This window comes from Paenibacillus hodogayensis (genome assembly GCF_039536325.1).
GTDB lineage: Bacteria > Bacillota > Bacilli > Paenibacillales > NBRC-103111 > Paenibacillus_AB > Paenibacillus_AB hodogayensis.
Genome location: NZ_BAAAYO010000006.1, coordinates 99,637 through 126,583, shown reverse-complemented (window position 1 = coordinate 126,583; position 26,947 = coordinate 99,637). Strand labels below are relative to the sequence as shown.

The 26,947-nt window shown below is 59.8% G+C and carries 24 protein-coding genes; 17 read left to right on the top strand and 7 right to left on the bottom strand.

Translation table 11 applies throughout. The annotated features are described in order from the left end of the window. Positions 1-431: 431 nt before the first annotated feature. From ABD796_RS11710 to ABD796_RS11700, 3 genes are read right to left on the bottom strand one after another with little or no spacing between them, the layout of a single operon-like run. The gene (locus ABD796_RS11710) at positions 432-2,345 is read right to left on the bottom strand and encodes an FAD-dependent oxidoreductase (RefSeq protein WP_344907758.1); all 1,914 of its coding nucleotides are present in this window, start codon (positions 2,343-2,345) and stop codon (positions 432-434) included. Next, positions 2,323-3,165, bottom strand: coding sequence for an FAD-dependent oxidoreductase (locus tag ABD796_RS11705; RefSeq protein WP_344907756.1), 843 nt, complete (start codon positions 3,163-3,165; stop codon positions 2,323-2,325). The genes ABD796_RS11710 and ABD796_RS11705 overlap by 23 nt, the downstream gene beginning before the upstream one ends. Positions 3,166-3,208: 43 nt before the next feature. After that, entirely contained in the window at positions 3,209-3,955 is a 747-nt protein-coding gene (locus tag ABD796_RS11700) for a helix-turn-helix domain-containing protein (protein WP_344907752.1), read from the bottom strand. A gap of 328 nt (positions 3,956-4,283) precedes the next feature. On the opposite strand from ABD796_RS11700, the gene ABD796_RS11695 reads away from it, so the two are divergent. From ABD796_RS11695 to ABD796_RS11655, 9 genes are all read left to right on the top strand, one after another. Continuing rightward, on the top strand, positions 4,284-5,636 hold the full coding sequence (locus ABD796_RS11695) for an ABC transporter substrate-binding protein (protein WP_344907750.1): 1,353 nt from the start codon (positions 4,284-4,286) through the stop codon (positions 5,634-5,636). A gap of 102 nt (positions 5,637-5,738) precedes the next feature. After that, positions 5,739-6,032: an alpha/beta-type small acid-soluble spore protein gene (locus ABD796_RS11690; RefSeq protein WP_344907747.1), complete on the top strand. Its 294-nt coding sequence runs from the start codon at positions 5,739-5,741 to the stop codon at positions 6,030-6,032. Between the two features lie 196 nt (positions 6,033-6,228). After that, positions 6,229-7,440 (top strand): DegT/DnrJ/EryC1/StrS family aminotransferase, encoded by a 1,212-nt coding sequence (locus ABD796_RS11685; RefSeq protein ID WP_344907744.1) that lies wholly within the window; start codon positions 6,229-6,231, stop codon positions 7,438-7,440. A gap of 267 nt (positions 7,441-7,707) precedes the next feature. After that, complete coding sequence (locus tag ABD796_RS11680; protein ID WP_344907741.1) at positions 7,708-8,601, top strand: sugar phosphate isomerase/epimerase family protein; 894 nt, start codon at positions 7,708-7,710, stop codon at positions 8,599-8,601. Positions 8,602-8,784: 183 nt separating this feature from the next. Continuing rightward, entirely contained in the window at positions 8,785-9,495 is a 711-nt protein-coding gene (gene thyX / locus ABD796_RS11675; protein ID WP_379120364.1) for an FAD-dependent thymidylate synthase, read from the top strand. 342 nt (positions 9,496-9,837) lie between these two features. Then, positions 9,838-10,359 (top strand): RNA polymerase sigma factor, encoded by a 522-nt coding sequence (locus ABD796_RS11670; RefSeq protein ID WP_344907736.1) that lies wholly within the window; start codon positions 9,838-9,840, stop codon positions 10,357-10,359. Continuing rightward, a complete protein-coding gene (locus ABD796_RS11665; protein ID WP_344907734.1) occupies positions 10,352-11,464 on the top strand; it encodes an anti sigma factor C-terminal domain-containing protein in 1,113 nt (370 codons plus the stop codon). The genes ABD796_RS11670 and ABD796_RS11665 overlap by 8 nt, the downstream gene beginning before the upstream one ends. Before the next feature lie 84 nt (positions 11,465-11,548). Beyond that, positions 11,549-12,292 carry a PHP domain-containing protein gene (locus ABD796_RS11660; RefSeq protein ID WP_344907731.1) on the top strand — a complete coding sequence of 248 codons (744 nt, stop codon included), beginning with the start codon at positions 11,549-11,551 and terminating at the stop codon, positions 12,290-12,292. A 257-nt stretch (positions 12,293-12,549) separates the two neighbouring features. After that, positions 12,550-12,858: a hypothetical protein gene (locus ABD796_RS11655; RefSeq protein ID WP_344907728.1), complete on the top strand. Its 309-nt coding sequence runs from the start codon at positions 12,550-12,552 to the stop codon at positions 12,856-12,858. A 19-nt stretch (positions 12,859-12,877) separates the two neighbouring features. Here the strand turns inward: ABD796_RS11655 and ABD796_RS11650 are convergent, their stop codons facing one another. From ABD796_RS11650 to ABD796_RS11640, 3 genes are all read right to left on the bottom strand, one after another. Then, positions 12,878-14,548 carry an ABC1 kinase family protein gene (locus ABD796_RS11650; protein WP_344907726.1) on the bottom strand — a complete coding sequence of 557 codons (1,671 nt, stop codon included), beginning with the start codon at positions 14,546-14,548 and terminating at the stop codon, positions 12,878-12,880. A 47-nt stretch (positions 14,549-14,595) separates the two neighbouring features. Continuing rightward, positions 14,596-14,946, bottom strand: a complete 351-nt coding sequence (locus ABD796_RS11645) for a phasin family protein (RefSeq protein WP_344907723.1) — start codon at positions 14,944-14,946, stop codon at positions 14,596-14,598. A gap of 183 nt (positions 14,947-15,129) precedes the next feature. Continuing rightward, positions 15,130-15,609, bottom strand: coding sequence for a PilZ domain-containing protein (locus ABD796_RS11640; RefSeq protein ID WP_344907720.1), 480 nt, complete (start codon positions 15,607-15,609; stop codon positions 15,130-15,132). 158 nt (positions 15,610-15,767) lie between these two features. On the opposite strand from ABD796_RS11640, the gene hrpB reads away from it, so the two are divergent. Beyond that, complete coding sequence (gene hrpB, locus ABD796_RS11635; protein ID WP_379120361.1) at positions 15,768-18,254, top strand: ATP-dependent helicase HrpB; 2,487 nt, start codon at positions 15,768-15,770, stop codon at positions 18,252-18,254. A gap of 14 nt (positions 18,255-18,268) precedes the next feature. On the opposite strand, the gene ABD796_RS11630 is transcribed toward hrpB, so the two are convergent. Then, positions 18,269-18,865, bottom strand: a complete 597-nt coding sequence (locus tag ABD796_RS11630) for a hypothetical protein (RefSeq protein WP_344907714.1) — start codon at positions 18,863-18,865, stop codon at positions 18,269-18,271. Positions 18,866-19,116: 251 nt separating this feature from the next. Between ABD796_RS11630 and ABD796_RS11625 the strand changes: the two genes are divergently transcribed. The 7 genes from ABD796_RS11625 (at position 19,117) to ABD796_RS11595 (ending at position 26,923) form a co-directional block, all read left to right on the top strand. Beyond that, positions 19,117-19,494 (top strand): hypothetical protein, encoded by a 378-nt coding sequence (locus tag ABD796_RS11625; protein ID WP_344907711.1) that lies wholly within the window; start codon positions 19,117-19,119, stop codon positions 19,492-19,494. A gap of 148 nt (positions 19,495-19,642) precedes the next feature. Then, positions 19,643-20,416 carry a glutamate racemase gene (murI, locus tag ABD796_RS11620; protein WP_344907708.1) on the top strand — a complete coding sequence of 258 codons (774 nt, stop codon included), beginning with the start codon at positions 19,643-19,645 and terminating at the stop codon, positions 20,414-20,416. Between the two features lie 328 nt (positions 20,417-20,744). Next, complete coding sequence (locus ABD796_RS11615) at positions 20,745-21,581, top strand: class I fructose-bisphosphate aldolase (protein ID WP_344907705.1); 837 nt, start codon at positions 20,745-20,747, stop codon at positions 21,579-21,581. 4 nt (positions 21,582-21,585) lie between these two features. Next, positions 21,586-22,776, top strand: coding sequence for a Gfo/Idh/MocA family protein (locus tag ABD796_RS11610; protein WP_344907702.1), 1,191 nt, complete (start codon positions 21,586-21,588; stop codon positions 22,774-22,776). Next, on the top strand, positions 22,745-23,980 hold the full coding sequence (locus tag ABD796_RS11605) for a carbohydrate kinase family protein (protein WP_344907699.1): 1,236 nt from the start codon (positions 22,745-22,747) through the stop codon (positions 23,978-23,980). The genes ABD796_RS11610 and ABD796_RS11605 overlap by 32 nt, the downstream gene beginning before the upstream one ends. A 35-nt stretch (positions 23,981-24,015) precedes the next feature. After that, positions 24,016-24,777, top strand: a complete 762-nt coding sequence (locus ABD796_RS11600) for a DeoR/GlpR family DNA-binding transcription regulator (protein ID WP_344907696.1) — start codon at positions 24,016-24,018, stop codon at positions 24,775-24,777. Between the two features lie 193 nt (positions 24,778-24,970). Next, positions 24,971-26,923 carry an ATP-dependent DNA helicase gene (locus tag ABD796_RS11595; RefSeq protein ID WP_344907692.1) on the top strand — a complete coding sequence of 651 codons (1,953 nt, stop codon included), beginning with the start codon at positions 24,971-24,973 and terminating at the stop codon, positions 26,921-26,923. Positions 26,924-26,947: the final 24 nt, after the last annotated feature.

Sequence of the window (26,947 nt, the reverse complement as noted above, 5' to 3'; positions counted from 1 at the left end):
AATTTGTACGATATTTCATATAAAACACTCGGCATTGCCTGGAAAAAATCGTTTCCTGTGTGAAATATCGTACAAAGCGGCGGCCTTCCTTCCAACGACCTTCTCTCCCTGCGCGCTCCAGTCAACATCATCTTGGGTCAAGCACTGATTTCGGTTTTGAGCCGAAAATCCTTCCGAAAATTTTTTTCTATGAGCGACGGAACAATCGTAAGCGATCTGAAGCTTCCAAAGTTTGCCGGGACGGACATGGAGGGCAGGATGGAGAACGTAACGGCGAGCATGAGGGAAATCGGGATATGATTCCTCGTCTTATCGAACGGAAAAAGGACGACCGGTACCGCATCGGCCGTCCTTTTCTTCGAGTTCAGACCATCGCTGTCCCACGCCTGCAAAGCGGAGTGCGGGCGATGTGCGGTCGGAGCGCCTGACCGTTACCCGGACCGGCCGACAGGCGCAGTACCCGGGGCGGGGAGCTCGCTTTCCCCCCATTGCCGCAGCTTGGATTCGACCAGCCGGAGAATCGTTCCGGTCATCTCGTAATGCTGATCCTTGCTCGGCTTCAACGTAACGGACAACGCAAAGTCCGGCTGTACGACGAGCTCGCCCACCGCCCGGGCAATCGCCTGGCGCGTTTCCACATGCTTGTCTCCGATACGGAACAAGGCCGTCAAGGAAAAGGTGAAAAACTGAAAGTAATACTCCTCGTCACTATTAATAAATTCGACGTCGGTCGAGACGTTGGCGAACGAGTCGCGGTCTGACAAAATATTCAGCAGCTCTGGCACGATCTCGGCATCGGCCAGTCTGCCCAGCAAGTAGATGGCGGCATAGCCGCGAACCTGGTTGTATTTGCGGCTCGTGCGGGGCACGTAGCTGTCGCGTTCCCGGACCATCTGCCGCAGTAGCGGAACGGCGGCCCGATCTTCTTGCAGCGCCAGAGCGATGGCGCTGTGGCGCCGTAGCTGCTCGTCCGATTCGCCGCTCAGCAGCCATTGTCTCAGCTCGTCGTTGATGCGGGCGCCCAGCCGCTTGGCGGACCAGATGGCGATGCCCGGCCGATCGCTGGCCAAAGCCAGGCGGATCGCCGGAATCTCCGCCAGCCAGCGCGGATCCGTGCCGAGATCGTTTTTGGCCGGATCGGGCAGACGGAGGCCGACATGATTGCGCTCGTCCAGACAGCCGGTGCTGCGCAGCAGAGCGGACAGGGCGGCATGCGGGACGCCGCGCAGCGGCACATCCAGCTCGATCGCCAGGGAGGCCGCGATGCCTGCCGCTTCGCCGCATTTTTGCATATCCCGCTTCATCCGCACCAAGGTGGCCATATCGTGGTCGAGGGCGATGCACCGTCCGGCAACCAGCATGCCGTCCATCTGCCGCGGAATCAACGCTCCGAGCGGAACCGGGACGGATACGTTCAGCCCCCACAGGCTGGCGGCGACGATCCAGTCCTGGTACGACTCGCTTTCCAGCGCGACGTCCTTGCTATGGTTATCGAGGTTCGAATAGGCATAGAAGACGGGCTGATCGCTTAACCGGTCCTGGAGGAAATCGTCCAGCGTTATGTTGTATTCCCCGTCGATAAATCGGCCTTCGCGAATGCCAAGCTGCGGGGCTACGTAAATCAAACGGTCCTTGGCTTCGTAGCGGTCCTTCAAATGCGTCGTGCGCAAGGCGGAATCGATAATCGCCTGCGAGATGCTGTCCCCGTCAGTCGGGTCGACATAGCCGGAATCGGTGTAAAACTGATGCACGCCATACCCGGTCACCTGCTTGATGACGTTGGAGAACGGCTGGCATTGCCCGTCGGACGATCTGCCCATGCGGAAAGCGCCTCCGGCCGTCACGCACACCTCGGCGTCCCCGGTGCAGTCGATAATGACCCGGGCGCCGGCTTCGCATAAGCCATCCGGACCGAGCCAGCGCAAGCCGACTGTTTTTTCTCCGTCCATGTATACTCCGATTACCGAGCATTCGTAAAGAACGGTGACACCGGCTTCGGAGGCATGCTTTTCCAGCACCGCCTTTTTCAGCTCGCCGTTGACCCCGCCCGTTTTCGTAAAGCCGTGATGCCCGAGCGCCGCCACCTCCTCGTCCAGCGCCTCGTACAGCCCGCCTCTGGACCCGAAATAATAGCCCTGCACCGTGCCGGCGGTGCCTGTTCCGCCCATGCAGTTCAGCCTCTCGATGCCGAGCACCCGATGTCCGCGCCGGGCGGCGGATATGGCGGCAAGGGCTCCCGCCGTGCCGAGTCCGACGACCGCGATATCATATGCTTCCGGAAACGAATGGCCCGCGGGGACCGGCTGTTCCATTCCTTGTTTATCAAGCCGATACAGTAGTTTCATGGAGCAAACACCCTTTCGTATAGCCGGCGTCGTAAGCTTCCAGCAGATTGGCGTAGGAGGACGAAGGGAACCAGCTCCAGCGATCGGCGATGTCCCGGTCGAGCTCGGTCGTGCGGATGTCGAAGGCATCGGCCAAAGCGGCTATTGTCCACGGGGCGAAGGCCGTATAATGGTCGGCCCAGTAACGGTGCAGCTTCTCGCGCGCCGTAAGCCAGCCGTCCCCGGCATCCAGTTCAAGGCGAAGGATGCGTTCCCCGGGGTACAGTCCGTCCAGCAGGGAGACGCGTCCGTCAAGCGGCTCCGGCAGCGGAGAGGGCGGTAACTCCGCCGTTCCCGGCGCATGCAGCATGGCGTTGATGCTTTTGGCGATGGGCGTCATGCGGCGGGCCCCCAATGACGAGCAAAGCGGGGTCGTGTCGATCAGCCGTCCGGCCGTCACCCGGGTCAATCCGGAGGCATTCAGCAGGGTGACCGCGTACCCGTTCCGGTCCGGGACGACCTCCACGATTTCCGTCATCATTTGCACATGCAGGCAGTGTTGGCGGATTAGCCGGAACAGCACGGGCGCGATGGCCGGCAGGTGAACGCGGCCTTCCGGCGTCAACAGCCCTCGCTCGAGCAGCTCGGTGCGCAGCAGCTCGGCTGCGGCGGAGTCGAGCCGCCGCTCCCAACGGTGACCGGGGTTATAGGCGGCGACGAATTCGTGCCCGACGAGCGAGGAACGCTCGACCAGCAGGGTTCCTGCCGGGGCGGCGACTGTCAAGCCGAGGCCGGCCGACGTCGCTCCGTAGACAAGCAGCGGGTAGTGGGGATGCGTCATATGGCATTCCTTCTTTCTGCAAAGGTGGGCGAGCCTCCGAGGCTTACATATTCCGGTAAGCCCGCGGAGAGACGCCGATTTCGTGCGTGAACACTTTGGCGAAGTAAAGCGGGTCCTGGTAACCGACTTCGCGGGCCACTTCGGAGATGGACAACGATTTGCGGCGCAGCAGCAGCTTGGCCTGATCGAGACGGATTTTCGTAATGTACTGAACCGGCGAGCAACCGGCGTGCTTTTTGAACAGGACGGAGAAATAGCTGCTGGACAGGGAAGCCTGCCGGGCCAGCGTTTCCCGTTCCAGGGGCTCGCGGTAATGGTTGCGGATGTAGTCCATGGACTGCACGATCGATTGCGATGCGGCGTCGTTTTGCTCGTGCTGCTGCTCCCCTACGCGCTGAAGGATATTCAGGAATGCGAGCTTCGTCTCCCATTCGTAGCCCGTTTTTTTGCCGTTCCACAAGCCGTGCAGGTTTTGCATATCGCGCAGCATCGTTTCCTTATCCGGCATCGGAACGACGCAGTCGAACGGAAACACCTGATCCTCCGGCTCGCTGCAGCGGATCGATGTGCCCTCCCATTCAATGAATTTGTAATCGTGCCTGACCGTGAAATAACAGAACGGCTGCTCCCGCGAGCTGTGGATGACCAGGCTTTGGTTCAGCGGGAAGTGGAACACGCAGCCGGGGTAAAGCGAATACGCGACACCGTCCAGCTCCATCTTGGCCATGCCGTCGTAGGCATACAGAAAGCTGCGTACGTGCGTGGAGCGGCTGCGGATTTCGTATCCCATCGTTTCGGCGTACGTGCAGTCCCGCTGCAGAACGTCGATAATGCGCAGATGCAGGCGGTCAAGGAAAGCGTGCAGCAGTTCGGGTACCCCCTTTTCGGAGATATGGGATTTTGGTGGATTGCTAAGTTTAATTATATTTGAACCAAACCAGGAGTAAATGGACCATCGTTCGAAACATATGGAAAAATAGTTGATTGTTGAAGATCGATCAATATTCCATATTGTTCGATCTTTTTTCTATTTACGCCGTAGCCAATTTTCCTCAATACTGAAAGGGAGGCTGCGATCCAGTTCTCATTATCGAAGTAAATAGGGGGCTTGGACATTCATGATTAAGCGCTTACATGAAAGCTTGGAATTTCCAAACGGCTGGTGGAAGGGGGCGCTTGCTTCGGCGGCGATAACCGTACTGCTGCTAGGCTGCGGGGGCGAGGGGAAGACGCCGGAAGCGAAAGGAGCGGATCAGGGGGTTGCCGAGTCGAACGAGCCGGCCGAGCTTTCCTTCTACGCGGCCAGCACCTCGATGACGAAGCCGCTGTTTGACGAGAAAATCGGCAAGCCGGTGCAGCAAAAGTATCCGCATTATACGGTCCAGTACATCGCGCCCAACTCCAAAATAAGCGATCTGATCGCAACGGGCACCGTACCGGACATCTATTGGCTCACGCTGACGGAAATGCGCTCGACGCTGCTTCAATACCGGCTGCAGTCGGACATTTCGGACCTTATCGCGAAAAACAAATACGATTTGAGCCGGTTCGATCCGGCAGCAGTGCAGACGATTAAGAACGTATCCGGGGACGGTAAACTGTTCGGCTTGCCCGATTCGTTCAATCCGATTGTCCTGTTTTACAACAAAGACATCTTCGACCGCTTCGGCGTCCCGTATCCGGTTAACGGGATGACCTGGGACGCGGTTTACGAGCTTTCCCGCAAAATGACGCGTACGGAAAGCGGAGTTTCCTACCGCGGGATGGGGATGTTTTACAGGCTCGTGTTCAACGGCAATCAGCTTTCGCTGCCTTTGATCGACACGGTAAGCGCTAAACCGCTGGCCTCCGCCACTCCAGGCTGGAAGCGAATACTGGACAATGTCAAACGCTTCTATGAAATAGAAGGCAATCTGAGCGGTTTCAAACCCGGCACCGATGGAGGAAACTCCGATCTGAACGCCTTCCTGACGGAAAATACGATGGCTATGCTTATGTCCCCGTTGTCCTCATACAACCGCGATGGGTTCCAGAAGGTGAACTGGGATATGGTATCTGCCCCGACATTTGCGGATATGCCGCAGACCGGCTTTCAGGCCGAGCCGCGCATTTATTTTATATCGGGCGGCAAGAACAGGGAGCAGGCGTTCAAGGCAGTCGCTCATCTGCTATCCGACGAGGTACAGGTCAAGAATAACAAGGAAGGCCAATTGACCAGTCTGAAGGACACGGAAGTGCGCAAAACGTTCGGCCAGCAAACCGCGGCGTTGTCCGGCAAAAATACGTCGGCGGTCTACTTCAACCAATTCGCTCCGACTCCGGCCCTCAATTCGGCCGTTTCCACCGACCCGGCGACGATTCTGGCCCGCGAGTTCAATGACGTCATCATCGGCAAGCAGGATGTCAACACGGCGCTGCGCAATACCGACGAAAAGGTGAAGAAGGCGATCGAGGAGGAGGCGGCCAAATAGCACCGCCATCTTCAACGAGTGCAGAAGTACCCCTAGCAAAACAATAGATGCCGTATAAGCCGGGAAACGGTTGGATACCTTATTCATGAGGTGATCCAAACGATGGCCAGAAGACGAAGCCGACGTTCGTTAGTCGTACCCGGGGCCGGGCAAAGCCTGGACTCGTTCAAGGCGACGGTTATGCAGCAAGCGGGTTATGCCGTCAATCCGGCGGAACCGAATAACGTCAAGTTCGAGGTGGCCCGATCCATGGGGATTTCGTTGACTCCCGGGAACAACGGCCAGCTCACGACCGAGGAAGCCGGCAAAATCGGCGGCGAAATCGGCGGAACGATGGTTCGCGAAATGATCCGGATGGCCCAGCAACAACTGGCGGACAATTACAACCGCATCTGAGCATGCGTTTCTCAGCCGCTTTGCGCGCACCCTGTCACAGGGTCGCCCGCAGGGCGGTTTTTAGTTGTTCCTTGACATAGAATGTCCGGTCCAGTGCAGAATATGGCATTCGGCCTCTCCTCCTCTGTTGTACGCTGGATGCGTAATGTGCTGGTACAAAGACCAGAACAGTCTGCACAGAAGGGGAGCGAGGAAGATGGAGAAGCTGGCAATCGACGGAGGAACGCCCACACGGACGACGCCGTTCGCGTCATGGCCGATAGCGGGGGAGCTGGAGCTGGAGCTGTTGAAGGAAGTGCTGGAATCGGGCAAGTGGGGGGGCGCCGCAGGCGCGGCAAAAGCCGGCTACGAGCCGAAGCTGCCTGCGCTGGAGCGGAAATTTGCCGAGCTGCAGGATGCGGCTTACGCTGTCAGCGTCGTGAACGGCACGGTGGCGATCACGGTTGCTTTGCAGGCGGCCGGCTTGAAGCCGGGCGACGAGGTGATCGTGCCTCCATATACGTTTATCGCCACCGCCTCGGCGGCGCTCGCCTTCGGCATCATTCCCGTCTTTGCCGATATTGAGGCGGATACGCTGCTGATCGATCCCGAGAAGATCGAGGAACGGATTACGCCGAGGACGAAAGGGATTATTGCCGTTCATTTGGCGGGAGCTCCGGCGAATATGACGCGGTTGCAGGAAATTGCCGACAAGCACGGGCTGGCGCTGATTGAGGATGCCGCGCAGGCGGTCGGGGCGACCTGGGAAGGGCGGGGAGTCGGCTCAATCGGCGACATCGGGACGTTCAGCCTGCAATCGAGCAAAAACTTGAATGCAGGGGAAGGCGGCATTCTAACGACAAACAATCGCGACTATTGGGAGAACGCCTGGTCCATCTGCAACGTCGGCCGCATTCCGGACGGAGGCTGGTATCAGCATGAAAGATTCGGTCAAAACTACCGGATGACGGAGTTTCAGGCGGCGATCGCGTTGGCCCAGATGACCCGCCTTGAAGAACAGATGGGCAGGCGAGAGCGCCATGCCGCACTGCTGAACGAGCTGCTGGACGGGGTCAAGGGCATTCGTCTGCTGCGGCAAGACCCGCGTATAACCCGGCACGCCTATCATTTGTATATGTTCAAGCTGGACCCGATAGTGACGGACAAGAATGAATTTATACGCAGGGCGAATGCCGAAGGGGTGCCGCTCGCGTCCGGATATATTCCGCTCAACCGCAACGTATCCGTGATCGAGACCACCCGCATGTGGACCGGCGAGGACCGCATCTATGAATGCCCGGTCTGCGAGTCGATGTGCGAGAAGGAGGCCGTCTGGCTGTCGCAAAACGTGCTGCTCTCCGACGAGCAGGCCGTTCGCGAGGTAGCAGATGCGCTGCATAAAGTAAGCCGCTCGTTCGGCGGCTCGTAAAAACCGATATCGTTTCGGAAAAGACGGTCCGCCTCCCCATACCGGGAGGGCGGGCCTGTTCTGGATTGGAGCGCCCGTGCGAGGACCGCACGAGGTTTGCGCCGACCGGCTCGCAAACTGGAAGCAGCCTTCGGAAAACCGCAAACTGCGGCGTGACTTCTTCCCCCCTTTTCTAGTACAATGGAGATTAGGTTCTGCATGGAATGAAATTGTGGAAGCTTTTGCCGAAGCCGGCGGGTACCGCCCGTCCGGAGGGCAAATCCAAGAATGAAGGAGAGATTCCGGTTGAAATTGACGAACAAGATCGGCGTCATCGTTGACAGCTTCGGCATCGGCGTGCGCGAAGGGTTGAAGAAGGCCAAAGAGGTAGGGGCGCAAGGCGTGCAAATCTACGCCGTCAAGGGCGAAATGGACCCGGATAACTTGTCCCCGGCGGCGCGCCGCGAGCTGAAATCATATATCGAATCGCTCGGTTTGGAAATATCCGCATTGTGCGGCGACCTCGGGGGCCACGGCTTCCAGGACAGAGCGGCCAACGCCGCCAAGGTAGAGAAGTCCAAGCGGATTCTCGATCTGGCCAAGGACCTCGGCACAAGCATCGTCACGACGCATATTGGCATCGTGCCGCACGACCATAGCGGCGAAGTGTTCGACGCCATGCAGGGCGCCTGTGAAGAGCTGAGCCAATACGCCAGCAGCATGCAGGGCTATTTCGCGATCGAGACCGGTCCGGAGACGTCGGCGCATCTGAAGGGCTTCCTCGATACGCTGTCGAGCAAAGGCGTATCCGTCAACTTCGACCCCGCGAACATGGTCATGGTCACCGGGGACGATCCGGTTCAAGGCGTACATACCTTGAAGGATTATATCGTCCATACGCACGTGAAGGACGGCATTCGCTACAAGGAAGTCGATCCGCGGGAAATTTACGGGGCGCTTGGCTACGAGCCGATGGATCACGGCAAAATCGCCGAGATGGTCCGTTCCGGAGAAATCTTCAAGGAAGTTCCGCTCGGCGAAGGCAAGGTCGATTTCGACGCTTACTTCCAGGCGCTTGTCGATATCGGCTTTACCGGCTATCTGACGATCGAGCGCGAAGTCGGCGACCAGCCCGAGATCGATATCCGCAAAGCCGTGGACTTTATTAACCGCTACAAGTAAAAACTTGTCGTCCGTTTGACGGGCGGCTGGCCGCATACCGGGTATTTCCGGTGTGCGGTCTTTTTGTTGAGCGGCCGGAGGTTGGCGGCAAGGCAGGAAATCGGCGGTCCGTTGTTGAAATTTTTAATGGGGAAAGCCAACTAAAGGAATCGCTTTTTAAAGAAAGGAAGAGGCCCGTTGTCGATGTTAACTGTGCTGGACCAAGGATATGTCAGGCTTGTCAATCATATGGGGTCGGACCTGACGGTGGTCAATGCCGCTCGCGTCTCGTACGCCAAGGAATCCAAAGAGCTGAGCGAAAGGGATATCAAGCTGATTCGGTTTCTGGCCCGCGAAGGGCATACGTCTCCGTTTCGCCATGTCATGCTTCAGTTCGAGATTTACGCTCCGCTCATGGTAGCGAGGCAGTGGTGGAAATATGTAATCGGCTCCTCCCATATGGAAGGCACCGGGGACAGTCTGGATGCGTGGAACGAATCGAGCCGCCGCTACATTACCGAGGAGCCGGCTTTTTACGTGCCGGGCGCCGGGCAATGGCGGGGCAAGCCGGAAAATTCGAAGCAGGGCAGCGGGGATGCGCTCGAATGGGAAATCGGGCAGAAGCATACCGACGAGCTGATGCGCTATATCGAGGAGGGGCTGCGGAAGTACGAGGCCGCCCTCGCCGACGGCGTATGCGCCGAGCAGGCGAGGCTGTTCCTTCCGTCTTACGGCATGTATGTGCGCTGGTATTGGACGTCGTCGCTGCAAGCGGTATGCCATTTTCTCGACCAGCGGTTGGAGCACGACGCCCAGCGGGAAATCCAGGAGTACGCCAAGGCGATCCTGGAGCTTAGCGAGCCGCTGTTCCCGCATTCGATCGGCGAGCTGCGCCGCCCGAACGGGGAAGCGTAGAATCGTTTTCGTGGGCGCCGGGGCGGTTTTATGGAATCGGACCGAAATACTCTGTCTTGTCCTTCGGCTCCGCGGGTCCAAAGCGTCCCGCAGCCGGTCGCCCAACAAATTGACGATGTGCACAGCTTCGTCCAAGTCCAGCTTGGAGACGCCCAAGCGCATCATCTCCTTTTTGAGCCAAGTGCGGCAAATTTTCGTTAGGCAATAGTAGATCGAGGGTATACCGACTAAACTTGTCCGATGCGGGCGCTTTTTTCCGTGTTCCTTTTTGAAAAAAATCTCGGCAGGCGTGTAACAAAAACGCTCTCCGTCCGTTATACCACTCAGGGAAGGGGGCGGCAGGTGAAGAACGAAACCTATGCGGAGCTGTTCCGATCGTATCATCAGGCTCTATACCGCTACCTGTACCGAATGTGCGGCTCCAAGGAAACGGCGGAGGAGCTGCTGCAGGAAACCTTTTACCGTTCCATGCTTTCGCTTCGCACCGAGCATCTGAATATGGCGCGGGCTTGGCTCTATAAGGTGGCGCGCCATTTGTACATCGATTGGTACCGCAGGCATCATACGGAGCAGCAGGCTATGCAAAAGCTCGAGAAGCAGGCAAGCGGGATCAGCAGCTTGGGGTCCCCCGAGAAAGCATTGGAGGAAAAGGAGCAGCTTCAACGGATGGAGCGCGTTCTGCTTTGTCTGCCGGAGCAGTACCGGACCATCGTCTACCTCCGGGAGGTGGACGGCTTCTCTTACGCCGAGCTTGCGGAGCTGCTCGGACTAAGCGTCGATCAGGTAAAGGTCAATTTGCACCGGGGGCGCAAAAAATTCAGGGAAATCGCGGCCAAACTGGAGGAGGGCAGCCGGAATGGATGAACGAGACGGACAAGGAAACAGGGATGACCGGGCAATCGAACAGGACGTCGAGCGGGAAATTTCGTTGAATTTAAAAGCCTGGGAGAGCGTGGACACGGACGATAACCGGCAGCTGAAATTAAATGAGAAGCATTTTAAAAGAATGATTTGGCGGACAAGGTTTGCGGTGGTCCGCAGCGTCGTGGCGACCGGTTTGCTGCTGTTCTTTTTGTATTCCCTCTACATGATGGGAGTCTCCTTGACTTATCATGGAACCAATGGGGATAAGAAGTTGGCGCGCTACGCGATCACGATGACAAATACGCATATGCAAGGGCTGCGGGCGGATGTCTCGGCTAATACCTGGGCAGACATAACCGGCTGGTTCACCCAACGAGTCGACCTGAAGCTGTATCGGACGGTTGGCGATTGGAAGGTGAAGGCCGGCGAGGTGAAGGGCAGGAAGACGCTGCTGAACGGTTATACTTACAGTGTCGTCAAGGATTCGAAATATATAGACGGAAACGACAGCTTCAACTTCGTCGTTCCGCCAAGCTTGCTGCAGGGCAATCCGTCCGCCTCGACCGCCGCGCGGCCCTCTAACGGCGTGTGGGAGCAGATGGCTCATTTCCCGGACGGCTATGTCGCCGAGATGGGTTTCTCTACGAGAAGAGGCATGAAGCCGGAGGAGCTGCTCGCGCTGCTGGAAGGGTATGACCTGAGGCTGCTCAGCATGCCGGTTTATGCCGGCGAAGTGCGCGAGTTCCGGCCGAACTTCTCCAGCTCGGCCGGCGGCGATCTGAACTGGGTGGAGCATTTGACGCTGCAGCCCCCAATGAAGTTTGCCAACGATCATTCGGTATCAGGCTATTCCTCTTCTCTGATCCGGGAAAACATTGCGGAAGCCCAATCCGGTCTGCTGGACGATATCGAATGGCTGCTGGCCGAGGGGAGCTACTGGGGAGACGACAAGGATGCGCTGCGCCTGGACTATTTGAAGAAGAACGGCATTGAAGTGTACGGCGCGGTAGTGACCGGTCCGGTCCGCGAGCTGGAGAAGCTGAAGCGCGAGGAGCAGTTTTACGAGTTCAAGCTCGGTCAGGTGGAAATCTGGAACTGGAGATAACCGAGTTGACACGATCCCCTTTTTCGCCTAGAATTAATTTAATTTATTGATTAAGTTAATACAGGGAAAGGGAGGAAGCGGCTCTTGTACAAAACGGAACCCAACTACGACCTCGAACAGCTCGTCCGCCAAAATCTGCATATCCATACGATTCATTCGCCTTGCGCCAGCCGCGAGATGGTCGTGCGCGATATCGTGGAGACGGCCGTCAAGGACAACATTCGGGTCATCGCCTTTACCGATCATTTTAATAGCAGCGACTTCAATATTCTGGACATCAGTCTGGACTTGAAGAAGCAAGTGGAGGAATGCGGCGCCGATCTGAAGGTGCTTTATGCGGCGGAGCTTTCGGCTTACGGGGTCGGCAAATTTCTCGACGATCTTGCCGTCAACGAAGCGTTGGACTACAGGCTTTATTCCTACAATCATTATCATCTGGACTATTGGGAGCATCCCGAAGACAAGTCGCCGCGGGGGTATGTGCGCCATGCGCTGCAAGTGCTGGAGTCGTTGTTCGCGACGAGCCGGGCCGACTGTATCGCCCATCCTTTTATAGGCAGGTTCATCCGCACGCTTGAGGACCGGACATCGGTCACCAGGGAGATGACGGATAACGAGCTGGGGGACATATTGGAGAAAGGAAAGCGCAGTCAGGTCGCTTGGGAGCTCAACGTTCCGGCGTTGTTCGGCGATCCAGAATTTTCGAAACGGTATTGGCGTATCGGCAAGGAAGTCGGCGTAGTGTTCCACCTGGGGACGGATGCCCATGCGTTGGAGGCGGTCGGCACGTCGCAGCATCTCGAACGGCTAAAGCAGCTGCTGCAATAACTTCTGCATAACCGCGAGGACGATTTGGCCGAGGGCCATCTACGATCGAGCAGCCGGGAGACAATCTTGGCTGCTTTTTGCCGTCCGGCGCTTGTGGAGCAGCTTCGGTGGATGATAGGGCAGGCCCTGGCCGGATTTCCATAAAGATGGGGACGGGCAGCCGGATGATTTGCAGGTTCGTCACACGTTTGGGCAGGAGTAGCCGCTGTCCGTGTCGAATGTTGCACTCATATACGAAGAAAGGATGATCGTTCTCGATGGGAAACGTATTTCATGCTTTTGACCACCGGTACGAGCTGTACGTCGAGGAAACCGCAGCGCGCCGCTACCATGTTGTCATTAATCTATATGCCGAGCCCGAGCCGATCGTTCTCCACGCTTATCCGAACAAGGAAGAGGCGATCGGCGTCGCCCAGACGTTCCCGAAGCTGTACCGGATCGCCCAGCAGAAAGGCTACGAGCTTGCCGGCCAATATTTCGAGCATCCCGACGGCCGGAGCGTTCACGTCTCGTTCGCGATGGAGCCGGGCACGACGCCCGACCGCTTCATGAAGGTGCTTGTCTAATTCAAGGCGACTTTGCACACTAGAACCGTCCGGATTTGAAAATGGAATGAATGAGCCACAGGACGAGAAAGATGGCGATCACGAAGCCGATTTCGAGCGCAGGGACGTGCCACAGCATGCTGGACTGGCGGTTCAGCGACGAGCCGATAATCAGCCCGGTCATAATAATGCTGAACGACAGCAGCACGATGCTGAACGAGATGCGGTTGATGATCCGGTCGAGCTTGCGCAGAAATTTGTCAAAATCGGGTACGGCGATTTCCAGCCGGCCCTTTTTGAGCGTGGTCATCATGTCCTTCAGATGCTTCGGCATATGCAGGAACAGCTCGCCAAACTCCCCCAGCTGCTCCCACAAGCCGGCCGCCAGCTTGCGCGGACGGATCTGCTCCAAGAGAAGCCGTTTGCCGAACGGCTCGGCGATGCGGACGATGCTGATTCCGGGATCGAGCTGGCTGACCAGCCCTTCGATCGTGACCAGCGCCTTGCCGATCAGGATGAAGTCGGTCGGAATCCGGATGCGGTGCCGGTACGCCACGTCCAGCAGATCGTTGACCGCCTCGCCGAGGCTGATCTCGCCGAGCGGGACCCCCACGTACTTGTCCCTCAGCCGGTCTACGTCGCGCCGGAGCTCCTGCATGTCCACCTCGTCGGTCACGATCCCCATGCGCAGCACCGCATTGATGATTCCGGTCGTGCTTTGACGCATCAGGGCGATGATCAGAGCGGCAAAATGGTCCTTCATGTCCGGAGTGAGCCGGCCGACCATCCCGAAGTCGAGAAAGGCGACGGTTCCGTCCGCGAGCACCATAATATTGCCGGGATGCGGGTCGGCGTGGAAGAAGCCGTCGATGCAAATTTGCTGGAGCACCGCCTGCATGAGCCGTTCGGCGATCGCTTGCGGATCGTGCCCCATGGCGCGCAGACGATCGGGCCGGTTCAGCTTCATTCCGTCCACAAACTCGCTCGTCAGCACCGTTCTCGAACAATAGCGGGCATGGGCGCGAGGGATGCGGATATGCGGGTTGTGGCGGAACCGGTTGAACAGGACGTCGGCGTTGCGTGCCTCGATGGAATAATCCAACTCGTCGATCAGCGCCTTGCCCAGATTTTCGAGCATATGCTGGAGCTGGAACCGTTTGGCCCATTCGAAGCGGGCTTCGGCCAGTACGGCCAGGTTTTGCAATATGGCCAGATCGGTGCGAATCGTCTCGGCTATCGCCGGACGCTGTACTTTAACCGCGACCTTCTCCCCGGTTTTGAGCACGGCGACGTACACCTGGCCGATCGAAGCGGCCGCGAGCGGTTCGGCATCGAACGAGGCGAAAGCATGCTCCAGCTCCGAGCCGAGCTCGGCCTCGATAATGGTTCGGGCTTCGTGGAAGGAGAAGGGCGGCACATCGTCCTGCAGCTTCTCCAGCTCCTTCAGAATCGGCTTCGGGATCAGGTCGGAACGGGTGCTGGCGATTTGGCCGAGCTTGACGAAGGTCGGACCCAGCTCCTCGAGTACGTTGCGGATGCGCTCGCCGACCGTCTTCCGGTCCGTTCTGGCGGCTTTCCAACCGAGCCGCTCCGGAATCGACAGCAGGTGAAAAATGTCCATCTCCTCGACGACGAAGCCGAAGCCGTGCCGGGTGAGCGCGAGGGCGATGTCCCGGTACCGGTTAATATGGCGAAGCCGTTTGCCGATCACGCGGCATCATTCCCTTCGGGGGATATCTTGCGGGCCGGGCGAGCTTGTTACAGCGGAGGCGGGGCCGTCTCCGGCGCTTCCGGCGTTCCTTCCAGCTTGGCGATGCGCTGCTCGAGCCGCTCGATATCGCTTCTCGTGGCGACGTGCAGCTCGGCGAGCAGCTTCTGCAGCTGCTCTCGCGCCAGACGTTTCATCTCGCTCTGGCCTTCTTCGCCCTTGGCGATCAGACTGGCGATCAGCTCGCCGGATTCGGCGGGGGCCACCTCGCCTTTTTTGACCAGCTCGTCGACGACGCTTTCGATTTTTTCCTTGCTGGCGACCGTAATGCCAACTCCGAGCGACAACGCTTTGCGGATCAGTTCGTTCATCGGTGCGACACCTCCGTTAATGGCTTTCATCTTTAAGAAGATTCCCCTCGAACGGCAGTATTATCCATGGAGCGAAAAGCCAACCGGACGCGCAAAGGCCGATCCTGCCGAGATTGGAGCCGGCCTGCGGCTTGCGGTCTTCTGCAAGGGGGAGTCGGCGGTCATGGAACGATTGCGCGCAAAAAAGACGCGTCCCGTCATGGGAACGCGTCTTTATCTGCTTATTCGGCCCGGCCTGTCCGCCGAGATGGATTCGCTCAAGGAAACGCCGTAGAAGGAAGCGTACTGCTCGTCGTTGCAAAAGCTGCAGCTGGACAGCTCCGCGCCTTGACGGAGCCGGATGCTCAGCAGATGAATGCTTTGCAGGAGCCGCTGACGCTCCGTTTCGTCCAGAGAGAAGGCGATGCCGTATTCGAAAACTTTATCGGAATGGGACGATTTGCGTGTAATCGTGCCCAGATAGCGATGATCCGTATGGAAGAGGGTAAAGCCGAATTCAAGCAGCAGATCGGGCGTAACCGGAAAGCTGTGCACGGAATGAATGCGCACTCCGCCGGCGCCGAGATCGAGTATGAACATGTGAGCCAGCTTGGAATCGAGCTTCTTCTCGTTTAGGCCGACGATCTTCAACGTGCCGTACAACGGCTCGGCCAGCATGAGGCGATGGAATTTGCGTTTGTTGGCGAACGACATTGCGTTATTCCTTTCCCGGTAATGCTACTATTATACACCAAGAGAGGCCGTGCAGGGAATGCTTGAAGCTTGTCCCGATCGTTCGGTATACTGGATTTATTTGATAAACGCATTCAACCGGCCGAGGCCGGGTGAAACGATAATGGGGGAAACCGATGTTGAGCGCAGTTCCGATCGATTCCGTACTCCCCGAGCTCGCAAGACTGCTCGGGGACGCCGGCCGCGCCGTGCTCGTCGCGCAGCCCGGTGCAGGCAAAACGACGCGGGTGCCGCTTGCGCTGCTGGATTCGCCGTGGCTTGACGGCAAGAAGATCGTCATGCTCGAACCGAGACGGCTCGCCGCACGCTCGGCTGCGCGGTATATGGCGGCCGGACTCGGCGAGGAGGTCGGCCGAACGGTCGGCTACCGAATGAAGCAGGATACTCGTGTAGGGCCGGCTACGCGAATCGAAGTCATCACCGAAGGAGTATTGACGCGGATGCTCCAGTCCGATCCGGCGCTGGAGCAGGTCGGACTGATCATCTTCGACGAATTTCACGAGCGCAGCCTTCACGCCGATCTCGGGCTGGCCTTGTGCCTGCAAGCCTGCGAGCTGTTCCGCGACGATCTGCGGCTGCTCGTCATGTCGGCGACGCTGGACGCGGCGGCCGTGGCGGACATACTTGGCGGCGCTCCGGTCGTGGAGAGCCCCGGACGCGTCTACCCGGTGGAGACGCATTATTTGCCGCGCAAGCCCGAGGGCCGCATGGAAGATATGGCAGCCCGCGCCGTGCTGAGGGCGCTTGCCGAGCAGGCCGGCGATGTGCTGGTGTTTTTGCCCGGCATGAAGGAAATACGCCGCGTCGCTTCGCTGCTCGCCGGACAGGCGACGGTGCCGGACGTCCAGGTGCTGCAGCTGCATGGCAGCATGCCCCAGGACGCCCAGGACCGGGCGATCCAAGCGTCCGTTCCCGGCACGCGCAAGGTCGTGCTGGCGACCTCGATCGCCGAGACGAGCTTGACGATCGAGGGCACGAAGGTCGTCATCGACAGCGGCTGGATGCGCGTGCCGCGGTTTTCGCCGCAGACCGGGATGAGCCGGCTCGACACGGTGCGCGTATCGGCAGCCTCCGCCGATCAGCGCAGAGGCCGGGCCGGGCGTCTCGGGCCGGGCGTCTGCTACCGCTTATGGACGCAGCAGGAGCAAGCTTACTTGGAGCCGCACGGCACGCCGGAGATCGAAGAGGCGGATCTGGCTCCGCTGGCGCTCGAGCTGGCCGTCTGGGGAACAGCCGATCCGAGCGAGCTGCGTTGGCTGGACGAGCCTCCCGCAGGCGCCTACCGGCAGGCCAGAGAGCTTCTGGAGCTGTTCGGCGCCCTCGACGGACAAGGGGCGATCACGCCGCATGGCGCGCGTATGGCCGAGATCGGGCTGCATCCGAGACTGGCCCAGATGTCGCTTCGTTCCGTGCCGCTCGGTCTGGCGGCGACGGCGTGCGATTTGGCGGCCTTGCTGAACGAGCGGGATTTGTTCCGCCAGTCGTTCACCGGCTCGTCCGCGGCCGACTTGCGGCTGCGGCTGGAAGCGCTCGGGCGCGCCGATGCGGGCGCGCATTCCGTGGACGCCGCCGCTTTGAAAAGGGTTCGCTTGGAGGCGGAGAACGGAAGGCGGGCGCTTGGCGCGACCGGCAAGCGGACGGACAGCGAGGCGTGCGGGCTGCTGCTGGCGCTGGCGTTCCCGGATCGGATCGCGCAGGGCAGGGGAGACGGGCGCTTCCTGCTCAGCAACGGCAGAGGGGCGGTATTCTCCGAGTCGCAGACGTTATCCGGGGCCGCCTACCTCGTAGCGGCCGAGCTGGACGATGCCGGCACGGACAGCCGGATCATGCTGGCCGCCCCCGTCGATGCGGCTCAGCTGGAAGCCGCCCTGCCGGGGCTGATCGAGGAGGAAGCGCTCGTGGAATGGGATAGCACGGCGCAGACGGTGCGGGCGCGGCATAGACGCCGTCTAGGCGCTATTGTGCTCAGCGACAAGCCCCAGCAGCGTCCGGACCCGGACCGGCTGGCCGCGGCGCTGCTCGGCGCGGTGGAGTCGGAAGGAACCGGCATGCTGCCGTGGACGAATACGGCCAGAAAATTGCAGCAGCGCGTCGTATTTATGCACCGCTTCGACAGCGGCTGGCCCGATTGGTCCGATGAAGCGCTTGTTGCGACGCTGGACGAGTGGCTGAAGCCGCATCTCTACGGAATGCGGAGCCGCAACGATGTCCAGAAGCTGAATGTGGCGTCGGTGCTGGAAGCGGCGCTGAGCTGGGAGCGGCGGAGGAGGCTCGACGACCAGGCGCCGACGCATATCGTCGTGCCCAGCGGCACGCGCGTTCCGGTCGACTACGCGGACCCGGCCGCTCCGGCGCTGGCTGTTCGGCTCCAGGAGCTGTTCGGCATGACGGAAACGCCGAAGATTGCCGGAGGCCGGGTGCCGATCACCATGCATCTGCTTTCTCCGGCCCAGCGGCCCGTGCAGGTGACACGCGATTTGTCCAGCTTTTGGAAGGATGCCTATTTCGAAGTAAAAAAAGATTTGAAAGGCCGTTATCCGAAGCATTATTGGCCGGACGATCCCTTGACGGCGGCTCCCACTCACCGGGCGAAGCCGCGCGTCTGAGAGGCTGCCCGCCTTTACACGGAAACCGGTTGAGCTTCGCGGCATGCCGGCATGTCGGCAATACGTCTGCGCAGTGGCGTATAGTCCCGCACGGTGCCGGTATAGATCAGAGTGGCGCGAGACGATCTGCCCAAATCCCCGGGCGTCGTCAGCTCGGGGCATTTGCCGGACAGCGAAATGCCTCCGGTCTGGAAGACGGCTGCGACGAATTGCGAGCAGAAGTAGGCGTTTCGCCGCTTGACCGGGGTGTTCAACGCGACGCCGAGCAGGCCGAGGGCATTGTAACGGTATTCGTTCTCCCTCTGCCGCATGGCGGCTACGGTTTGCCGGATGCGTTCGTAGGCGGCTCTGCCCACCTCGTATTCGTAAACCGCGCAGGTCGTGTTTCGCTGCTCGTCGAGGAACAGCGAGCCGAGCATATTTTCCCGCACGAAGCCTCCGCTCAGCGGGGTGGATTGTTCCTTGCGGCCGAAGCTGTACACCTCGCGCAGCTCCTTGTCGAAGGCAAGGGAGGCGTGATTGAACGGCTCCTTCGTGTAGCTTTTGATTACTTTGGTCAGCCAGGTTCCCGTGTCGGTCAGAACAATGTACAACCGTTTCTTGTCCTGCATCGTTCATCCACACCTCTGTCAACTTGTTGATTTTATTGTAAAAGAACGCTGCCTTAGCCGGAACCGACTGGCGACGGGAACCAAATCTGGACCTCGGTAGGGGGAAAAGCCGGACGCGCGCCAGAGGCGGTCGTCGAGCCGAAGCGAAATGTTCGCGCACGGGACGGGCTTTTCATGCTAGAATAGAACCGTGAAACAGTTCGGGAAACGGAAAAAAAACGGGCAATGCGAGACTTTGGATGGGGCGGGGGATGCCGGTGAACGAGCGGATACGACCGGCCGGCGAGCAGCCGGGTGCGACGGCCGGAGGGAAAGCGACCCATACGGACTGGAGCGCGGAAGTCGAGCTGCTCCAGCTTCGTCTGCGCGATCTGCGCCGGTCGGCGGCTCCGGCCGCACGGCAGCCGGCAAGCCGCGAAGAAGCGGACCGGCCCGGCGCCGGGCCGGCCGGGATGGGCAAGTCGCTGCTGGAAAGCCTTGCGTATGCGCAGACGGTGCAGCCGCGGCAGGAGCGGCCGCGGAAGACGGTGCGGCGAAACTGGCGGGCCGAGGCGTTCGAGACGCCGCTCGGCTCCGACCTGCTGCCGGACAGCGGCTGGACGAACAAGCGCGAGCGCGGCGACAACTGAGGTATTGCGATGGACGCCGGACGAATATACATAAGTTTATAAGCATACCGGGCAATCACATAATCGCCCGGGCGATGAGGCCCTTTAGCCCCGACCGGTCGGGGAGCGTACGAGATCGGAGGGGGTTGGGTTGGAGAAGGAGCGTACTATGAGAATCGTCTTTTTCGATTCGGGCGTCGGGGGGCTTACGGTGCTGCGGGAAGCGTGCCGCAGGCTGCCTGCCGAATCGTTCCTGTACTATGCGGATACGCAAAACGTGCCATACGGCGTACATACGAAAGAGGAAGTATACGGGTTCGTCGTCGGCTGCATCGACGACATGCTGCGCAGCCATCCGGTGCGCGCGATCGTCGTTGCCTGCAATACGGCGACGAGCGCGGCTGTCGACGAGCTGCGCAAGCGCTACGCGTTCCCGGTGATCGGCATGGAGCCGGCCGTCAAGCCGGCATTGGCAACGGTCCGCGAATCGGGCAAGCGCGTGCTGGTTACGGCTACGCCGCTGACGCTGAAGGAGCACAAATTCCAGCAGCTGCTGCGCAAGCTGGAGGCGCCGAGCCAGGTCGATGCGGTCGGTCTTCCCGGTCTCGTGGAATTTGCCGAGCGCGGCGTGTTCGAAGGTACGGAGGTGGAAGCTTATTTGCGCGAGTCGTTCGCTCCCTTCGAGCTGGAGCGTTACGGCGCTGTCGTGCTCGGCTGCACGCATTTCGTCTTTTTCCGCGAGACGATCCGCACGATGCTCCCGCCCGACGTACTGCTGATGGACGGCAACGACGGGACGGTCAAGCAGATGATGCGCATCCTGGAGCTGGAAGGCACCTCCGAATGTTCGTCCGGGTCGGAGGCGGATATCGTCTATATGTCTTCGCTCGGCACAGATGACGACAAGGCTCGTCTGGCGGCTGGTTACCGGAGGCTGGTGTAAAACGCGAGCGGCCTCGTGGAGGAAACGGCCGTTCGGGCGTCCTGGGCGGAAGCTCCACAGGCGGCGCTCCGGCAGATCCGCAAACCGCATAGGAAGTCTCCCCGCTTTGGCGAACAAGGCGCGGGAGGCTTTTTTTGGCATGCACGTACGGTCGGGAACTCGTTTTCGATCGCAAACCTATCGCAACTTGGCGCTCTTGAGGAACGGCCGCATGCAGGCGACGGGCGGACGGCGACATTTTGTTCTGGACAAAATTGTTTGAATATAACATAATAAATGTTGAAAACAAACATTTTATAATATGCAATTCGATCAGGAGGCCTTTCTTATGTCCATCATGCCCAGAATGAACCGTCTGTTCGGCGAAGACGGCAAATGTTTCGACGTAGCGATCGACCACGGCTTTTTCAATGAGGTTTCGTTTTTAAGCGGGATTGAAAATATGAAGCAGGCGATCGAAACGATCGTAGCCGCCGACCCGGACGCCATTCAGCTCAGTCCCGGCCAGGCGAAGCTGCTGCAAAGCATACCGGGCAAGAAGAAGCCTTCGCTCGTGCTGCGCACCGACGTGGCGAATATTTACGGTAAGGCGCTGCCGTCCCATCTGTTCAGTCAGCTTGTTCACAATCCGGTGGAGCAGGCGCTCGCGCTCGATGCGGCGTGTGTCGTCGTCAATCTGCTGCTGCTGCCGAATCAGCCGGAGCTGTACCATCAATGCGTCAAAAACGTATCCGAGCTTAAGCCGCAATGCGAGCGTTACGGCATGCCGCTTATGGTGGAGCCGCTGGTGATGCTCCCGAACGATAAGCACGGCGGATATATGGTGGATGGCGATTTAAGCAAAATCGTACCGCTCGTCCGTCAAGGCGTAGAGCTCGGAGCGGATATTATCAAAGCGGACCCTTGCGATAACCTCGAGGAGTACCACAAAGTCGTCGAGGCCGCTTCCGGCAAGCCGGTTCTTCCGCGCGGCGGCGGTCGTGCGGCGGACGAGGAAATTTTGTCGCGCACGCACACGCTGATGCAGCAGGGCGCTTCCGGCATCGTATACGGCCGCAACGTCATTCAGCATGCGACGCCAGACCGGATGACGCGGGCATTCATGGCGATCGTGCACGAAGGAGCGTCGGTCCGGCAGGCGATGGCGCTTTTGGAGGGGGAATAAGCGAATGGATAAAACGATCGTACGCTTCGGTGTCATCGGCTGCGGTTTGATGGGCAAAGAGTTTGCGAGCGCCGCAGCCCGCTGGTGCCATTTGACCGACGTCGGCTTCGAGCCGCGCATTACGGCGGTATGCGACGCCAATCCGGCCGCTGCGGAATGGTTCGTCCGCCAGGTGCCGAGCGTGAGCAAGACGACGACCGACTACCGCGAGCTGCTGGCCGATCCGGACATCGACGCAATCTATTGCGCGGTGCCCCATAACCTGCATGCCGACTTGTATATCGATATTATCCGCGCCGGTAAGCATCTGCTCGGCGAAAAGCCGTTCGGGATCGACCGGGAGGCCAATGCCCGCATCGTTGCCGAGATGGCTAAACGTCCGGACGTGCTCGTGCGCTGCTCTTCGGAGTTTCCGTTCTTCCCCGGCGCTTACCGGATCGGTCAATGGGTGCGCGAAGGGCGATTCGGGCGCATTATCGAGGTGGAGGCCGGCTTCTGGCACAGCAGCGACCTGGACCCGCTAAAGCCGATCAATTGGAAGAGACGCATCGCCACGAACGGCGAATACGGCTGTATGGGCGATCTCGGCATGCATGTGCTGCACTTGCCGCTGCGCTTCGGCTGGCAGCCGGACAGCGTGCGCGCCCTGCTGCAGAAAACCGTGGATCAGCGTCCGGACGGCAAAGGCGGCATGGTGCCTTGCGAGACGTGGGACAATGCGATTTTGGCTTGCGACGTCAAACGCGAGGACCAGCGGTTTCCGATGGTGCTGTCGACGAAGCGGATCGCTCCCGGCCACGCCAATACGTGGTTCATCCGCATCAACGGCACCGAGCTTTCGGCCGAATATTCCACGAAAAATCCGAAGCAGATTCGCTCGCTGCCTTACAAGCCGGGCGGGGAGCAGGCGTGGCATACGCTCGATGTGCCTTACCAGACGGCTTATTCCACGATTACCGGCGGCATTTTCGAATTCGGCTTCTCGGACTCGATATTGCAAATGTGGGCCGCCTTCTGCGACGAGCTGGTGAATCGCGACGGGATGAGCCAGCCGCTTTATTGCGCTACGCCGGAAGAAGCGGCGGCCAGCCACGAGCTGTTCACGGCGGCGCTGGAATCGGACCGCACCGGTCAGACGGTGCGGATCGGCGGGAGGGATTCGCTTGAAGCAGCCGCACGGTCAGCCGGGATTTGAGCCGCAGCCGGCCGGGAACCGGGAACGGCCGGGCGTTATCGTAGCCGGACATATTTGTCTCGACGTTATACCGGATATGGGCGGCACCGGTCTGTCGGCATTAAGCGTTCCCGGCGCGCTCATTAATGTCGGAGGCGCTCTGCTGTCCACCGGCGGAGCGGTCGCGAATTCGGGGCTGGCGCTGAACCGCCTGGGCGTTCCGGCTAAGTTGATGGGCAAGATCGGGAACGATGCCTTTGGCCGCCTGATCGCGGAGACGCTGGAGCGTCACGGAGCCGGTATCGCGGACGGCATGATCGTCGGCGAGGGCGAGCAAAGCTCGTACAGCCTTGTCATCAGCCCGCGCGGCTCGGACCGCATCTTCCTGCATTGTCCGGGTGCGAACGATACGTTTGTGGCGGACGACGTTTCCGCCGATTCGCTGGCGGGGGCGGGACTGTTCCATTTCGGCTACCCGCCGCTTATGAAAGAAATGTATGCGCAGGACGGACGGGAACTGGAGAAGCTGCTGGCCAAGGCGAAGGGACAGGGACTTACCGTGTCGCTGGACATGTCGCGGCCCGATCCCGACTCCCCGGCGGGCCAAGTGGATTGGCGGTCGCTGCTGAGCCGCGTTTTGCCTTACGTGGATCTGTATTTGCCTAGCTGGGAAGAGACCGCGTTCATGCTGGGCGCGGGCAGCCTGACGGCCTCCGGCTGCGATACGCCGCCAAGCGGAGCGGCTCTTGCCGAGCTGTCCGGCCAACTGCTCGACATGGGCGCCGCAGTGGTAGGCATTAAGATCGGCGAGGAAGGGCTGTACGTCCGCACGACGAGCGACAAGGAGAGACTGCAGGCTTTCGGCGCCTGCCGGCCGGACGATGCCGATCAGTGGGAAGGCCGGGAGCTGCTCGTCCCGTGCTTTGTGACCGAAGTTGCCGGCACGACGGGCGCAGGCGATTGCACGATTGCCGGGCTGCTGTGCGGCTTGCTGCACGGCTTGCCGCCGGAGCGGGCGATGACGGCCGCTGTAGGCGTCGGAGCGTGCAGCGTAGAGGCCCTCGACGCCACAGGCGGTCTCGTGCCTTGGTCCGACGTGCTGCGGCGGATAGAGGCAGGCTGGGAGCGTCGCAGCACGTCTCTGCCTTTGGAAGGCTGGAGAAGCGCGGATCGGGGGGCCGTCTGGATCGGGCCGTATGACAAACGCCATGCCAATTCGGTATAATGAAAGGAAACGAGGAACGGAGTGAACGTGAGGGCATGCGTCTGAATTTGAACGACCGGCAAAACGATATATGGAATGCCATCCAGCGGGACGGGGAGGCGAAGATCAGCGAGCTGAAGGAACAATATGCCGTCACCGATATGACGATCCGCCGCGATCTGGAGAAGCTGGAGTCGCTCGGTCTCGTGCGCCGCACGTTCGGGGGGGCGATTCCCGTTACGCTGGACGTCTCGCTGCAGGAACGGGATACGGTGCGGACGGACGAGAAGGCCCGGATCGGTAAAGCGGCCGCTTCGCTCATCCGGCCGAATCAGGCGGTGTTTATCGACGGCGGTACGACGACGCTGCAGGTTGCCCGGCATATCCATCCCGATAGCTCGATTACGGTCGTCACGAACGCCTTGAACGTGGCGGCGGTGCTGCTGGACAAAGGCATCCATACGATCGTAGCCGGCGGCATGCTGCTGGAGAAAACCGGTTCGATGGTCGGTCCGATCGCGATCGGCACGCTTGGCGCGATGGCGTTCGATCAGGTGTTTCTCGGCACGACGGGCATTACGGCCGAGCACGGCTTCAGCAATTCCAACTCGTTCGAGGCCGAGCTGAAGCGCCAGGCGATGCGCCGGGCTCACCGCGTCAACGTCGTCGCGGATGCGACCAAGTTCGGGGAGCGGACGCTGCATTCCTTCGCCTCCCTGACGGAGGTGCACTGCGTCGTTACCGACCGCGCTCCTTCACTGGCGCTGGAGGAAGCGGCAGGCGGAGACGGCCCGGACTGGATGATCGCCCCCGTCTGAAACCGGCCTGCCGGATGACGCAAACGAATCAAGACAAGAGGCTGCGGAGCCGCTCCGCCGTCCTTGTCTTTTTTTCATATTAGTTCCATTCAGCATGAACAAAGCCTTTTGCGAAAAAAATCGGACTGGATGTGCGGCGCGTTTCAGTGTAGACTGTTCAAGTCAAGATTCGCAAGGAGGCAAGACCATACCGATGAAAAAACACCCGTTCGATTACGATCCGTCCCAGCCCTACATGAAGCAGGCGGGAGCCTGGATTGCGGATATATTTTACGATTTGCTGCCGGAGCACGGCTTCGAGCTGCGCGACGAGCAAATATACATGGCGTTTCAGCTGGAGAAAGCGTTCGCGGAGAAGCGGCCGCTTTTTGCCGAAGCGGGAGTGGGTACGGGGAAAACGCTCGTCTATTTGCTCTATTCGATCTGCTACGCCCGTTATATGCGCAAGCCGGTCATTATCGCCTGCGCGAACGAATCGCTGATTGAACAGCTCGTCAAGCCCGGCGGGGATATCGACAAGCTGTCGCGTATTCTGGATCTCGAGATCGACGCCAGACTGGGGAAATCCCCGGATCAGTTCGTCTGTCTCGTCAAGCTGGACGAGGCAAGGTTCCGCGACGAGGAGTCTGAGCGTTACGAGAAGCTGTACCGGGGTTTGCCGGAATTCGTCCGCACCCGCGAGGCGATGCAGTCTTTCCACGCTTACGGCGACCGCAAGCATTACCCCGAGCTGAACGACGCGCAATGGAGCCGGATCAGCTGGGATTCCTTCCAAGACTGCTTCGTCTGCGACAGAAGGCACCGCTGCGGCATGACGCTTTCCCGCGACGCCTACCGGAGGTCGACGGATCTGATCGTCTGCTCCCACGATTTTTATATGGAGCATGTCTGGACGTACGATGCCCGCAAACGGGAAGGACAGCTGCCGCTGCTGCCCGACCACGCGGCGGTCGTGTTCGACGAAGGCCATCTGCTGGAATACGCCGCTCAGAAAGCGCTGGCGTACCGGCTCAAGCATTCCGTGTTCGAAGAGCAAATTACCCGCCTGCTCGGAGGGACGATCCGGGAGTCGCTGGCCGTCCTGATCGACGAAGCGATCGCGCAAAGCGAGGTCATGTTCGAGTCGCTGGCCCGTCACAGCTCGACGATTCACGGCTCCGAACGAAAGCGGATCGAGCTGGCCGGGGAGCTGGTGGGCGAGGTGATACGGTTCCGCACGCTGTTGGCGACGATCGAAGAGGAACTGGTGTTCGAGAGCGGATTGTTTACGATCAGCGAATACCACCTGCGAATCGTCGAAGAGCATCTGGATATGATGAACAAGGCGTTGACGCTGTTCGATAAGCTGGAGACACTCATTTGCTGGACGGAATACGAGGGGGCGGATCTGACGCTGTCCATTATGCCGAGAACAGTTAAGGAAGTACTGCGGGAAAGGGTGTTTTCCGCCAAAATGCCGATCGTGTTCTCGTCAGCAACGCTCTCGGTGAACGGTTCGTTCCGCTTCATTGCCGACAATCTGGGCATGGAGGACGGCCTTTCCTTCACGGTGGCGTCTCCCTACGATTACGAGCGGCAGATGCAGGTCGTCGCTCCGGCGGCGGAGCCCGGAGACGCATTCGAACGCAAGCTGAGACTGGCCGCGCGCTGGTTAAGCCGCACCGGAGGCCGGGCGCTGCTGCTGTTCTCCGAGCAGAGGGAGCTTCTTCGTTTCAAGGAGGGTATTTCCCGATATGCGGAATGCGCCGCGATCCGGTTCGTCTTCGAAGGCGACGGGGAAATAAGCGGTCTGATATCCGATTTCCAGCACGACGAGGAGAGCGTTCTGGGGGCGGTTAGTCTATGGGAAGGGCTTGACGTGCCCGGGCCTTCGCTGTCTAACGTATTGATCTGGTCGCTGCCCTTCCCGGCGCCGGACCCAGTTATTATGGCCAAACGGCAAGATGCGAATTCGCCTTACGAGGAGGTCGATCTGCCTTATATGCTGCTGCGGCTCAGGCAAGGGATCGGCCGCCTGGTCCGCGGCCGCGACGACAGCGGGCATATCGTCCTCCTGGACGAGCGGATGCACGAACAGCCCGAGCTGCGCTCGCAGATTGTCTCGGTACTGCCGGAGGGCGTGGAGCTCACCGGCTGGCCGGAGTAACCGGGACTGGGCAGTGGGCAGGGC